The following is a 13,412-nucleotide window of genomic DNA, read 5'->3' as shown; positions in this document are numbered from 1 at the left end:
GCCCGCCCCCGCCCGCTGCCCCGCCCCCCCGCCCGCCCCCCGCCCCCTCCCCCCGCCTCCCCCCTCCCCCCGCCCTCTCCCCGTTGATCATGGAGTTAACCGTGGTCTCGACGGTGTGGCGTGACTGGAAACACCATGATCAAGGTGAACGCGCGTAAGACGGGCGTGACGCCTCTCGGCGATGTCGGCCGGTCGTGAGAGGCTATGAGTCGGCAATCGGGAGGTGGTCGTCCGTGGCGTTGGCGCTCTATCGCAAGTACCGTCCGCGCACCTTCGCCGAGGTGATCGGGCAGGAGCACGTGACGGAGCCGCTGATTCAGGCGCTCAGCGCCGGGCGGCTGAACCACGCATACCTCTTCTCCGGGCCGCGCGGCTGTGGCAAGACCTCCAGCGCCCGCATCCTGGCCCGGTCGCTGAACTGTGAGAAGGGTCCGACGCCCGAACCGTGCGGTGAATGCGAGTCCTGCCGGGCGCTGGCGCCCGACGGCCCCGGCTCGATCGACGTCATCGAGATCGACGCCGCGTCGCATGGTGGTGTCGACGACGCCCGCGAGCTGCGGGAGCGGGCCTTCTTCGCGCCGGCCGTCAGCCGCTTCAAGATCTACATCATCGACGAGGCGCACATGGTCTCGTCGGCGGGCTTCAACGCGCTGCTCAAGCTCGTCGAGGAGCCCCCGGATTACGTGAAGTTCGTGTTCGCCACCACCGAGCCGGAGAAGGTGCTCGGCACGATCAAGTCGCGGACGCACCACTATCCCTTCCGGCTGATCCCGCCCGGCGTCCTGCGGCCTTACCTCGAGAAGCTGTGCGAGCTGGAGGGCGTCACCGTCGACCCGATGGTGCTGCCGCTCGTGGTTCGCGCCGGCGGCGGCTCGGCCCGGGATGCGCTGTCCGTGCTCGACCAGCTCATCGCGGGCGCGGGACCCGAAGGCGTCGCGTACGCACGCGCGGTCGCGCTGCTCGGCGTCACCGACGCCACACTGATCGACGACGTCTGTGACGCGCTCGCCGCCGGAGATGCGGCCGCTGCCTTCGGTGCGATCGACCGGGTCGCCGAGGCCGGGCATGATCCCCGCCGCTTCACCGCCGATCTGCTGGAGCGGTTGCGCGACCTGATCTTGCTGCGGCAGATCCCGGACGCGGCGGCCAAGGGCCTGATCGACGCCCCGGCCGATCAAGTGGAGCGGATGCAGGCTCAGGCGCAGCGGCTCGGCCCGGCGACGTTGTCCCGGTGGGCCGAGATCGCCCACAACGGGCTGATCGAGATGCGGGGCACGACTTCGACGCGGCTGCTGCTGGAGCTGATCACCGCGCGGATGCTCCTGCCGACCGTGGACGCCTCCGAGGTCGGGCTGCTGTCCCGGATCGAACGCCTGGAGCAGGGCGTACCGAGCATCGGTTCGGCTGGCTCCGCTTCGGCGTCCGCAGGATCCGCTCAGGGTTCGGCGCTGCCGGGCGACGGCGACGGACGAGCGGCCGCCCGTGCCGCAGCGGCGTCGGCTGGCCGATCGTCGTCCTCCGCCACGGCATCTTCTGCTCCCGCGTCGGCCTCACCGGCGGCGTCGACCGCGTCCGCTGCGTCGGCTCCGGTATCGGCGGCACCCGCCCCGGCGGCCCCGGTCGCCGACCACCCGACCTCGGCACCGCCCGCGAACGGGCCGGTCGCCGACCGTTCGGCCGCGGCGAACCGACCGGTCTCCGCCCCAGCGAATCCAGACCAAGCATCGGTCGACCGCCCCGCATCGGTCGACCGCCCGGTATCGGCCCCGGCGAGCCCGGCGTCCGCTGTTCCGGCCGGCGGCGCGATCGACGCTCCCACCCTGCGCCGGGCCTGGGACGAGATCGTGCAGCTCACCGGGCGCAGCAACAAGCGGATGGCGGCGATGGCGCGAGACGGCGTCGTCCGGGACGTCGACGGCACCACGATCGTGCTGGTCTTCAAGGCTTCGTTCCACGCGAACTCGGTCAGCGCCGATCCCGGCGCCCTGCTCGACGCCGTGCACGAGGTCGTCGGCGGGCGCTGGCAGCTGCGCTGCGAAGTCGGCGGCGGTGGCGACCAGCGTGGCGGCGGAGGCGGCGGCGCGGTTTCGCGTACGGCGAGCCGACCGGCGCAGCCGACTCGTCCGGCCGCCGCACCACGTGAGCCCCGGAGCGCGCCTCCGGCGGCCGATGCGGAGGACTGGCCAGCCACCGCACCGATCGGCGGTGCCTCGGGTTCCTCCAGTGCCAATGCCGGCGGCGATGGCGATGCCCCGGTGAGTCCGGCCGGGCCGTCGGCCGCCACCCCCGTACGCAGCCAGCCGGTCGCCCAAGCGCAGGCTGCCGCCCAGACGCAGCCTGTCGGCGGCCGGGCCGCGACAGCGACCGCCGTCGCCGACGAGGACTTCGGCCCGCTCGACGAGCCGCCGTACGACCCCGAGTTCGACGGGCCCCTGAACCGTCCGGCCGCCGGCGGGGCCGCGACGGCGACCGCGGTCGCACCGCAGCGTGCGGCGCCGAACGGCGCTCGGGCGGCGGCCCGGTCGGCAGCCGCTGCCGCGGCTGGTGCCGCTGCGGGCAAGACGGCCCCGGCCAACGGACGCGCGGCTCCGCGTACGCCTGCCCCGCCGACGGCCGCGCCCCGGACTGCGACCGAGGCCGAGGAACCCGGGTTCGATCCGGGTGACGAGCCGACCGACGAGGTCATCGACGCCGCCACCGTGCGGCAGTCGGTCGAGCAGCAGGCGATCGACTCGCTCCGGCAGTCGTTCTCGCACGTCGAGAAGATCGCGGACCTCTAAGCCAGCTCTCTCTCGGCGACGACCCGCCGCGCTGTCTAGGGCGGGCGGGAACAGCGGTGAGCGCGAGGAAGGTCGGTCCGCTGCATTATTCTGGGCGGCGTAAGCATTCGTGACGAAAGGCTGACAGATGCGTCCCGGTGGCATGCCCAACATGCAGCAGCTCATGAAGCAGGCGCAGCAGATGCAGCGCAAGCTCGAGGCCGCCCAGGCCGAGTTGGCGGAGCTGGAGCTGACCGGTGCCGCGGGCAACGGTCTGGTGACCGTCACCGTGACCGGTGACGGCGCGCCCAAGAGTGTGACGATCGATCCGAAGGTGGTCGACGCAGACGACGTCGAGACCTTGGAAGATCTCGTGCTCGCCGCGTTCACCAGCGCGCTCGACGAGGCGGCGAAGGTGCGTGACGCGAAGATGGGGCCGTTGACCGGCGGCATGGGTCTGCCGTTCTGATGTACGAGGGTGCGATCCAGGATCTGATCGACGAGCTCGGCCGGCTGCCGGGCATCGGGCCGAAGAGTGCTCAGCGGCTGGCGTTCCATGTGCTCGCGGCCGACCCTGCCGACGTGCGCCGGTTGGCGCAGACGTTGCTGCGGGTCAAGGACGTCGTGAAGTTCTGCACTATCTGCTTCAACGTCGCCGAGGACGACAAGTGCCGGATCTGCCGGGACGCCCGGCGGAGCGACGAGGTCCTGTGCGTCGTGGAGGAGCCGAAGGACGTCGTGGCGATCGAGCGGACGAACGAGTTCCGCGGGCGCTATCACGTCCTCGGCGGCGCCATCAATCCCCTCGAAGGGGTCGGTCCGGACAATCTGCGCATCCGTGAGCTGATGGCGCGACTGTCCACTGGGGAGGTCAAGGAGATGATCCTGGCCACCGACCCGAACACCGAGGGTGAAGCTACCGCCACGTATCTCGCGTTGCTGGTCAAGCCCATGGGGATCACGGTGTCGCGGCTCGCGAGCGGCCTGCCGGTCGGCGGCGATCTTGAGTACGCCGACGAGATCACCCTGGGCAGGGCGTTCGAAGGACGACGAACCGTCTGACGGGCTCACAACGATCCCTGACAGGGCTCACAACGATCTGATATCGGCCTCTCCTCTGTCCACCGATCAGCTATTAGTGTCCGGCTATCGGTGAAGCACGTCACAGGACAGAGGTGAACCATATGAGCGCCTCAAGGCTCCGAACCGTTACCGCGGTCCTCGCAGCCTCGGTGGCCGTTTCGCTGGCACTGGCCGGATGCCAGAGCAAGCGGGATGACACATCAACCTCCACGAAGAAGGACAAGCTCGTCTTCGGGGTGGCCGGCGACGCGAAGGTCATGGACCCCGCGTTGGCGAGCGACGGCGAGTCGTTCCGGGTCGCGCGCCAGATGTTCGAGGGTCTGGTCAAGCCGGAAGAGGGTGGCACGAAGATCGTGCCGTCCCTGGCCGAGAGCTGGACGCCGGACGCGGCGGGTACGACGTGGACGTTCAAGCTGAAGACGGGCGTCAAGTTCCACGACGGCACCGACTTCAACGCCGAGGCCGTCTGCACCAACTTCAACCGCTGGTACAACTGGTCCGGCCTGATGCAGAACCAGGACATCTCGTCGTACTGGCAGGACGTCTTCGGCGGGTTCGCCAAGAACGAGTCCGCCGAGCTTCCCCCGAGCCTCTTCAAGAGCTGCGCGGCCAAGGACGCCTCGACCGTCGAGGTCGCGCTGACCCGGGTCACCTCCAAGTTCCCGGCGGCGCTGGCCCTGCCCGCGTTCTCGATCCAGAGCCCCAAGGCTCTGAAGGACTTCGAGGCCGACAAGGTCGGCGGAACCGCTGACAACGTCATCTACCCGGCGTACGCACAGGAGCACCCGGTCGGCACCGGCCCCTACAAGTTCGTGAAGTGGGACCACACCAACAAGGCTGTGGAGCTCGTCGCGAACGACAGCTACTACGGGACCAAGGCGAAGATCAAGACGCTGATCTTCAAGACCATCTCCGACCTGACCGCCCGCAAGCAGGCGCTGCGCAGCGGTGAGATCCAGGGTTACGACCTGGTCGCCCCGGCGGACATGAAGCCGCTGAAGGACGAGGGCTTCAACGTCCTGCCCCGGCCGGCGTTCAACATCCTCTACCTGGCGATCAACCAGAGCGGAAACCCCGCGCTGAAGGACGTCCGGGTCCGGCAGGCGATCGCGTACGCGGTCAACCGGCAGGCCATCGTGGACTCCAAGTACCCGGCCGGCTCGTCGGTGGCGCTGGAGTTCCAGCCCCCGGGTCTCGACGGTTACAACGACGCCGTGACCAAGTACGACTACAACGTCGACAAGGCCAAGCAGCTCCTGGCGGACGCCAAGGCGACGAACCTGAAGCTGGACTTCTACTACCCGACCGAGGTCACTCGGCCGTACATGCCGGCGCCGAAGGACATCTTCGAGCTGATCGCCGCCGACCTCGCCAAGGTCGGCATCACGATCACGCCGCACGCGCTGAAGTGGAGCCCGGACTACCTCAACGCGGTGCAGACGGGCAAGAAGCACGACCTGCACCTGCTGGGCTGGACCGGTGACTACGCGGACGCGTACAACTTCATCGGCACCATGTTCGACCGCCAGAAGGGCGAGTGGGGCTTCAACAACCCCGAGCTGTTCGCGCAGTTCAAGGCGGCCGACAGCGAGCCGGACCAGGCCAAGCGCGTCGAGGCGTACAAGGCGCTGAACGCGAAGATCATGGAGTTCCTGCCGGGTGTGCCGATCGCGCATGGTCCGCCGGCGATCGTCTTCGGCAAGGACGTGACCGGGGTCAAGCCCAGTCCGTTGACCGACGAGAAGTTCTCGACGGCGTACTACACGTCCTGATTCCCCACATAACGCCTAGGCGGCACACGGCAATGCCCGTGTGCCGCCTAGCCGTGGCACACCCACAAGGACGCCGCCCATGTTCCGTTACATCGTCCGGCGACTGCTCCAGCTCATACCCACGCTGCTGGGCTTGTCGCTGATCCTCTTCCTCTGGCTGCATCGGCTGCCCGGCGGACCGGAGACCGCGATCCTCGGCGAACGCGGTACGCCCGAGACGCGCCTCAAGCTGCGACACGATCTCGGTCTTGACCAGCCATTGTGGATCCAATACGCCCGGTTCATGCGCCGCCTGATCACCGGTGACCTCGGGGTGTCGATCAACACGCACCGTCCGGTGACCACCGAGTTCATGGAACGTTTCCCGGGCACCGTCGAGCTGACCGTCTCCGCCCTGATCATCGCCATCGGCCTGGGCATTCCGCTCGGCTACCTGGCCGCCCGCAAGCGCGGCGGTCTCCTGGACTACTCCTCGGTCGCGGGTTCCCTGCTCGGCGTCTGCGTCCCGATCTTCGTGCTGGCGTACCTGATCAAAGAGGTCTTCGCCGTCAAGCTGGGCTGGTTCCCGTCGGCCGGGCGGCAGGACGTCACGATCGACGCGACCCGGATCACCAACTTCTACGTCCTCGACGGCATCCTCACCGGTGAGTGGGACGCGGCCGCCGACGCGCTGAAGCACCTGATCCTGCCGGCGATGACCCTGGCGACCATCCCGCTCGCCATCATCGTGCGGATGACACGGGCCAGCGTCCTGGAAGTCCTCGGCGAGGACTACGTCCGGACCGCGCAGGCCAAGGGCCTGACCGAACGCACCGTACGCGGCCGGCACATCATGCGGAACGCGCTGCTCCCCGTCGTGACCACGATCGGCCTGCTCACCGGTGGTCTGCTCTCCGGCGCGGTGTTGACCGAGACGGTGTACGCCTTCACCGGGATCGGCCAGTTCATCGCCGAGTCGATCGACCATCGGGACTATCCGGTACTCATGGGCTTCATCATGTTCGTGGCGATCATCTACGTCACCGTCAACCTGCTCGTCGACGTCGCGTACGGCGTCATCGACCCGAGAGTGAGGGTGCGATGACCCCCGACAATCTGACTCCCGAGGCGGCCGCTTCGGGCGCGACCGCGCCGGAGCAGCGTCAGGACGAGGCGACCGGGCTCAAGGGGCTGACCCCGAAGGCGAAGAAGCAGCGGCTCGACCGGCTCGCCGAGCTGGCCGCGGTGCACGCCGACGAGAAGGGCCGCAGCCTGTGGGCCGAGGCGTTCCGTCGCGTACGCCGTAATCCCGCCGCCATCATCGGCGCGAGCATCCTGCTGATCTTCGTGCTGGTCGCGATCATCGGCCCGTTCCTCGTGCCGTACAGCCCGACCTCCACCGCCTGGGCCGACCAGGTGAAGGAGGGCCAGAACATCATTCCCGGGCCGAGTTCCGAGCACTGGTTCGGGCTGGACCACAACGGGCGGGACGAGTTCAGCCGGGTCATCGTCGGAGCCCGGCAGACGCTGCTGGTCGGCGTCGTCGCCACCTCGCTGGGTCTGCTCGTGGGCTGCCTGCTCGGCGGGCTCGCGGGTTCGGCGTACGCGTTGGGCGGCCGCCGCGGCCGGCAGGTCGACAACGCCATCATGCGGGTCGTCGACATGCTCCTGGCGATGCCGAGCCTGCTGCTGGCGGTGAGCGTCGCGGCCCTGCTCGGGCCGAGCCTGATCACCGTCATGATCGCCGTCGGGGTGATCTCGGTGCCGGTCTTCGCCCGGCTGCTCCGCGGTTCGATGATCTCTCAGGGCCATTCGGAATACGTCACCGCGGCCACCGCGCTCGGCGTACGCCGGGGCCGGATCGCCGTCGCCCACGTGCTGCCGAACTCACTCGCGCCAGTACTCGTGCAGGCGACGTTGACGCTGGCCACGGCCATCATCGAGGCGGCCGCGCTGTCCTTCCTGGGCCTCGGCAACCCCGACCCGGCGGTGCCGGAGTGGGGCGTCATGCTGACCGACGCGCTGACCCGTCTCGAGGTGGCGCCCCGGCTCACGATCTATCCCGCCGTCGGGATCATCATCACCGCGTTCGGGTTCACGCTGCTCGGCGAGGCGATGCGTGAGGCGCTCGATCCGAAGCTAAGGAAGTGACATGGCGCTGTTGGAAGTGCAAGACCTCGGCGTCACGTTCCACGCCGATCGCGACGTCCGGGCGGTGGACGGCGTCTCGTTCACCGTCGACGCCGGTCAGGTGGTCGGGCTGGTGGGGGAGTCGGGGTGCGGCAAGTCCGTCACCTCGCTCGCCCTGATCGGTCTGCTCCCGCATCAGAACACCAAGCGCGTACAGGTGGACGGCAGCGCCAAGTTCGACGGCCTCGACCTGTTGCGGGCCGACCGGCGTACGCTGCGCGACATCCGGGGCCGGGAGATCGCGATGATCTTCCAGGACCCGCTGTCCTCGTTGAACCCGGTCGTACCGATCGGCGTCCAGGTGGCCGAGGTGCTGGTACGCCACCGAGGCCTCGGCAAGCACGAGGCGGAGCGGCGTTCGGCCGAGTTGCTCGACCGCGTCGGCATCCCGGACCCGCGACGGCGGCTGAAGGAGTACCCGCATCAGCTGTCGGGCGGGATGCGCCAGCGGGCGCTGATCGCGATGGCGGTGGCCTGCCGGCCCCGCCTGCTCATCGCCGACGAGCCGACGACCGCGCTGGACGTGACCATTCAGGCCCAGATCCTGGAGTTGCTGAAGGAACTGGTCCGGGAGGACGGCACGGCGCTGATCATGATCACGCACGATCTCGGCGTGGTCGCCGGGCTCTGCGACAGCGTCAACGTCCTGTACGCCGGACGGGTGGTGGAGAGCGCCGGCCGCCATGAGCTGTTCGGCCACCCCACGCACCCGTACACGGTGGGGCTGCTGAACTCGATTCCCCGCCTCGACGCCCTGCGCGGCGAGGAACTGACCCCCATCCGAGGCTCGGTACGCGACGTCCTGGCCTGGTCGGCGGGGTGCGCGTTCGCGCCCCGATGCGACCGGGCGATCGACTCCTGTCTGACCGGCCCGCCGCCCCTGGAGGGCGACCGGCATGCCTACCGCTGCGTCAACCCGGAGGTCGCGCCGTGACCGCACTGGTGGAGATCAAGGATCTGCAGGTCCATTTCCCGATCGTGCGCGGTGTCGTGTTCGACCGGGTCGTCGGCCACGTCAAGGCGGTCGACGGGGTGACCCTCAGCGTGCCGCGGGGCAAGACGTACGGGCTGGTCGGCGAGTCGGGCTGTGGCAAGACGACGCTGGGCCGGGCGCTGTTGCGCCTGGTCGAGCCGACCGGCGGCTCGGCTCTGTTCGACGGGACCGACCTGACCAGCCTGAGCCCGTCCGCGTTGCGGGGGATACGGCGGCGGATGCAGATGATCTTCCAAGATCCGCTGTCCTCGCTGGATCCCCGGCAGAACGTCGAGTCCATCCTGACCGAGGGCCTGGCCGCGCACGGGATCGGCGCCGATCGGGCCGAGCGGCGGGACATCGTCTGCGAGACGCTGGACGCGGTCGGCCTGCCCCGCTGGGCGTTGTCCCGCTACCCGCACGAGTTCTCCGGCGGGCAGCGGCAGCGCATCGGCATCGCCCGCGCCCTGGTCCTCAATCCGGATCTGATCGTCGCCGACGAGCCGGTGTCGGCCCTGGACGTCTCGATCCAGGCCCAGGTGCTCAACCTGCTGGGCAAGCTGCAGGCCGAGCGCGAGCTGACCTATCTCGTGATCGCGCACGACCTCGCGGTGGTGCGGCACATCTCCGACGTCGTCGGCGTGATGTACCTGGGCGCGCTGGTCGAGGAGGCCTCGTCGGCCGAGCTGTACCAGCGACCGCTGCACCCCTACACGAAGGCGCTGATGTCAGCGGTTCCGGTGCCGGATCCGCTGGTCGAGGAGCGTCGCGAGCGCATCCTGCTGTCGGGCGACCTGCCCTCCCCGGCCAACCCGCCGTCGGGCTGCCGCTTCCGCACCCGGTGCCCCTGGGCTCAGGAGCGCTGCGCGCAGGAGCGTCCGGAGCTGCGCGTACTCGCCGAGGGGCACACGGTGGCGTGCCACTTCGCCGAGGAGATCGAGAACGGCTGAGTCCTCGGGTCAGGGTGCGACACGGACCGCGTGTCGCACCCCGGCCCGGGCCCGGTCCAGATAGGCGCGGACGATCGTGGCGAGCACGGCCGCCGGGTCGATCCGCAGCTCGTTGGCGGCGAAGGTCAGGACGAGCACGCCGTACTCCGTGAAGGCCTGCTGGCGGCGCAGTCGCCGGGTCCACGCCTCGGGCGAGGGGTCCTGGTCGGGCGCGATGACTTCCAGCGCGATCGCGGTGTCGGCGATCCAGCCGTCCGGCGTCGGCAGCGCCTCGCCGTCCGGCCCGAGCAGCGCGGGCTGCCAGCGGATCTCAGGCAACGCCGGATTACTCGCGCACAGCTCCCGCAACCGCGTCAGCGGCGAACCGCGCAATCCCTGCTCCACCTCGGTGAGCGCGGCGCGCAGCAGCAGGCTCCCGCGCTTCGGCCCGGCACGCAGCTCGTCCTGCAACGCGTCCAGGGTGGTCAGGCGTCGCTGCAACGACTCCACCACCAGCGCGCGGGCCGCGTTCCGGTCCAGTCCCGGGACCATCCGCACGGTATCGGCCACCGCTCGCGCGGGCGAGACCACCGCCATCCGGCCGATGGTGGTCGCTCTCGGATCCAATCTATGGGTACGCGAGACGGCGGCGAACCGGGCCGGCGACAAGCGTCGGCGATCCGGGATCAGCACGTGCACCAGGTCGTCGGCCGGTGCGGAGTGGACGACGTGCAGCTGAAGCGCGGTCGGGCCGGTGAGCTGCGCGGACTCTCCGGCGTACAGAAGGCTGGCGAAGGCTCGCTGCTCCCGGCTCAGCGGGCCGCCATGGGTGGCGTAGACGGCGGGCAGGACGGTCTGCCAGACGCCCCGCTCCAACCGCCAGCGCAGTGCGCCCTTCGTCAGGGCGTCGGGCATGCCGCCGAGCACCTGGTCCCGCCGGACCAGGCCGTATTGCTTCTCCAGCAGCCCGTCCAGGTCGGGGCGCGGCCATCGCCTCGGCATGGCGGCCAGCCTGCCGGAGCGAGGCGTTCCCTGTTAAGTGCCTGTGGATAACGATTCCTCATCAAAGACCCAGGTCAGGGCGCTGTCACAACACCACTGGGGCTTTGATCACGTTTCGCCGCGCCTGCGCCGCGCCTGCGCTGCGCTGGGCGTACCCCTGGCTCTCAGCCTTCGGGACGGTGGAGCAACCCGACCGCGAGCTGATGCACCGCCTGGAGGTCGTCCGGGGCGACCAGCGGGACCGCACCACCGGTGATCTTGTACCACTCCGCCGCGCCCTTGTACTGCACGGACGTCTGGGCCGTGGCACCGTCGAGCGTGGTACGCAGCGTGAGATCGCCGGTGACCACACCCACCTCGTCGGTCATCACCCCACCGGGGCCGGGCACGATGTCGGTGACGAGTTCGGCGGGCGTGGTCATCCGGGTCCTCCTGTCAGGCGCAGGTCTTGAGCATCGCGGAGAGGGCGTCCTTCTCCTTGGCCGTGATCGTGAGCTTGTAATACGCCTTCACGGTGATCCAGTCCTGGGCGTAGACGCACCAGGCGTCCTGCGACGGCGGCTTCCACGTCGACGGGTCCTGGTCGCCCTTGGACCGGTTGGAGCTGGCCGAGACGGCGAACAGCTGCGGGCGCTCCATGTCGTTGGCGAAGTCGGACCGCTGCTCGTCGGTCCACTTGTCGGCGCCCGACCGCCAGGCGTTGGCCAGCGGCACCATGTGGTCGATGTCGACCTTGGTCAGCTCGGTCTGGGTGGTGTCGTCGTACCAGCTCGCCCAGCTGCCGCCGGTGACGTTGCAGCCGCTGAGCTTGACGTTCTTGCCGTCGCGCTGCAGGACCTTGTCCCGGACGTCGCAACCGGTCCCGGCGCTGCGCCAATGGGGGAACCGATCGCGCGAGTACCCGGTCATCGGGTGCGCGTCGGCGATCTTGAGGCTCGCGAGGGCGGTCGAGACCGCCCCGGCGGCGGTGGGCTTGAGCCCACCCGTGGATGAGGACGGGCTCGCGAGCGGATCCTCGGTGCAGCCCGCGGCGAACACGAGTGCGGCGGCGAGCGCGCCGATGAGGCGAAGGGGGGTACGCACGCTGAGAGTCTCCCTTGGACCGATGGGGTGTGGTAAGGATTCTCCCGCGCGTCGGCGTGTCAAACCTCCCTGGGCGGCTTGACTGCCCAAGGAAGATGGTGATCGTGACGGAGCTGCGCCTCGGGACGACGGCGGGCCGGGCGACCCTGGCCGCGGCGGTGCTCGCCAGCGGCATGGCCTTCCTGGACACCACGATCGTCACCGTGGCGCTGCCGGCGATCGGCGAGGACCTCAGCGCCAAGCTGTCCGGTCTCCAGTGGACCGTCACCGGCTACACCCTGACGCTGGCCGCGTTCGTGCTGCTCGGCGGGGCGCTCGGCGATCGGCACGGCCGCCGGAAGATCTTCCTGATCGGCGTCGGCTGGTTCACCCTGGCCTCCATCGCCTGCGGCCTCGCCCCGACCATCGAGGCGCTGATCGCCGCCCGCATCCTCCAAGGCGTCGGTGCCGCCCTCCTCACCCCCGGTTCGATGGCCATCCTGCAGGCGTCGTTCGCGCCGGAGGACCGGTCGAAGGCGATCGGCGCGTGGTCGGGACTGTCCGGGGTGTCCACCGCGATCGGCCCGTTCATCGGCGGCTGGCTGATCGACGTGCTGAACTGGCAGGCGGTGTTCTTCCTCAACGTCCCGCTCGCCCTCGCGGTGTGCTGGCTCGCCCGGCGGATGCCGGAGAGCCGCAACCTGATCGCACGGCATACGCGGTTCGACGTCGCGGGCGCAGTGCTGGGCGCGCTCGGCCTCGCCGGATTCACGTACGCCCTGATCGCCACGCCGGAAGAGGGCTTCGGCAGCCCAGAGGTCTGGGCCGGCTTCATCGTCGGCGTGTTCTGCCTGTTCACCTTCATCGCCGTGGAACGCCGCCGGAGCCGTCCGGGCGTCGGCATCTCCGACCACGAAGGGCGTCCCCGCATCGTCGCCATGATGCCGATGTCGCTGTTCGGCTCGCGTACGTTCAGCCTGCTCAACGCGTACACGGTCGTGGTCTATGGCGCGATGGGGGGACTGCTGTTCTTCCTCGCCATCCAGCTTCAGACGGTGTCGGGCTACTCCGCGCTGGAAGCCGGGATCGCCACCCTCCCGATGACGTTGCTGCTGCTGGTGGGCTCCGGACGCAGCGCCGCGCTGGCCGCTCGGATCGGTCCCCGGCCGCAACTGGTCCTCGGCCCGATCCTCTGCGCCGGCGGCACGCTCCTGCTCCTCGCCGTCGACGAGAGCACCAACTACTGGCGAGACGTCCTACCTGGCGCGATCGTCTTCGGCCTCGGCCTGACCCTCCAAGTCGCCCCGCTGACCGCCTCGGTCCTGGCCGCCGTCGACGACGCGTACGCGGGCATCGCGAGCGGGATCAACAACGCCGCCGCCCGCGCCGCCTCGTTGCTGGCCGTCGCCGGGCTGCCGATGATCGTCGGGCTCGCCGGAGCGGCGTACGCGAACCCGGAAGCGTTCAACGCCGGCTACCACGAGGCGTTGTGGTGGTGTGCTGGTGGCCTGGCCGCCGGGGCGGTGCTGGCCGCCTTCCTCCGCCCCCGCTCCTCGCGCTCCTAGCGCTCGCTGCGCGCTCCTCGCTCCGCGCTCGCTCCGCGCTCGTCGCTCGCTCCGCGCTTTTAGCAGCAGATCAGGGATATGCCTGCGATCTTGGACCA

Annotated in this window: 11 protein-coding genes and 1 pseudogene; 9 read left to right on the top strand and 3 right to left on the bottom strand. The window is 69.7% G+C overall.

Features of this window, described 5'->3' with window-relative positions; all coding sequences use genetic code 11:
- Positions 1 to 233 precede the first annotated feature (233 nt).
- From AB0M47_RS38820 to AB0M47_RS38785, 8 genes are all read left to right on the top strand, one after another.
- Complete coding sequence (locus AB0M47_RS38820) at positions 234 to 2,780, top strand: DNA polymerase III subunit gamma and tau (protein ID WP_363423122.1); 2,547 nt, start codon at positions 234 to 236, stop codon at positions 2,778 to 2,780.
- A gap of 151 nt (positions 2,781 to 2,931) precedes the next feature.
- Complete coding sequence (locus tag AB0M47_RS38815; protein WP_253759437.1) at positions 2,932 to 3,228, top strand: YbaB/EbfC family nucleoid-associated protein; 297 nt, start codon at positions 2,932 to 2,934, stop codon at positions 3,226 to 3,228.
- Entirely contained in the window at positions 3,228 to 3,821 is a 594-nt protein-coding gene (gene recR / locus AB0M47_RS38810) for a recombination mediator RecR (RefSeq protein ID WP_253759439.1), read from the top strand. Before AB0M47_RS38815 ends, recR begins: the two co-directional genes overlap by 1 nt.
- A gap of 122 nt (positions 3,822 to 3,943) precedes the next feature.
- Positions 3,944 to 5,614: an ABC transporter substrate-binding protein gene (locus tag AB0M47_RS38805; protein WP_363423119.1), complete on the top strand. Its 1,671-nt coding sequence runs from the start codon at positions 3,944 to 3,946 to the stop codon at positions 5,612 to 5,614.
- Between the two features lie 79 nt (positions 5,615 to 5,693).
- The gene (locus tag AB0M47_RS38800) at positions 5,694 to 6,698 is read left to right on the top strand and encodes an ABC transporter permease (RefSeq protein ID WP_363423117.1); all 1,005 of its coding nucleotides are present in this window, start codon (positions 5,694 to 5,696) and stop codon (positions 6,696 to 6,698) included.
- A gap of 86 nt (positions 6,699 to 6,784) precedes the next feature.
- Positions 6,785 to 7,744 carry an ABC transporter permease gene (locus AB0M47_RS38795; protein ID WP_363423124.1) on the top strand — a complete coding sequence of 320 codons (960 nt, stop codon included), beginning with the start codon at positions 6,785 to 6,787 and terminating at the stop codon, positions 7,742 to 7,744.
- Between the two features lies 1 nt (position 7,745).
- The gene (locus tag AB0M47_RS38790) at positions 7,746 to 8,717 is read left to right on the top strand and encodes an ABC transporter ATP-binding protein (protein ID WP_363423115.1); all 972 of its coding nucleotides are present in this window, start codon (positions 7,746 to 7,748) and stop codon (positions 8,715 to 8,717) included.
- On the top strand, positions 8,714 to 9,706 hold the full coding sequence (locus AB0M47_RS38785; protein ID WP_363423113.1) for an oligopeptide/dipeptide ABC transporter ATP-binding protein: 993 nt from the start codon (positions 8,714 to 8,716) through the stop codon (positions 9,704 to 9,706). Before AB0M47_RS38790 ends, AB0M47_RS38785 begins: the two co-directional genes overlap by 4 nt.
- A 9-nt stretch (positions 9,707 to 9,715) precedes the next feature.
- Here AB0M47_RS38785 and AB0M47_RS38780 read toward each other — a convergent pair whose 3' ends face one another.
- The 3 genes and pseudogenes from AB0M47_RS38780 to AB0M47_RS38770 all read right to left on the bottom strand — a co-directional run bounded on the left by AB0M47_RS38780 (position 9,716) and on the right by AB0M47_RS38770 (position 11,770).
- On the bottom strand, positions 9,716 to 10,687 hold the full coding sequence (locus AB0M47_RS38780) for a hypothetical protein (RefSeq protein WP_363423111.1): 972 nt from the start codon (positions 10,685 to 10,687) through the stop codon (positions 9,716 to 9,718).
- Between the two features lie 164 nt (positions 10,688 to 10,851).
- A pseudogene (locus AB0M47_RS38775) lies at positions 10,852 to 11,088 on the bottom strand (hypothetical protein); the annotation flags it as partial.
- 34 nt (positions 11,089 to 11,122) lie between these two features.
- Positions 11,123 to 11,770, bottom strand: a complete 648-nt coding sequence (locus AB0M47_RS38770; protein WP_253759453.1) for an HNH endonuclease family protein — start codon at positions 11,768 to 11,770, stop codon at positions 11,123 to 11,125.
- Positions 11,771 to 11,874: 104 nt separating this feature from the next.
- On the opposite strand from AB0M47_RS38770, the gene AB0M47_RS38765 reads away from it, so the two are divergent.
- Entirely contained in the window at positions 11,875 to 13,314 is a 1,440-nt protein-coding gene (locus AB0M47_RS38765; protein ID WP_363423108.1) for an MFS transporter, read from the top strand.
- Positions 13,315 to 13,412: the final 98 nt, after the last annotated feature.

The organism is Hamadaea sp. NPDC051192 (assembly GCF_040682475.1).
GTDB lineage: Bacteria > Actinomycetota > Actinomycetes > Mycobacteriales > Micromonosporaceae > Hamadaea > Hamadaea flava.
The sequence above is the reverse complement of the archived record's forward strand: the minus strand, read 5'-3'. Positions and strand labels throughout refer to the sequence as shown.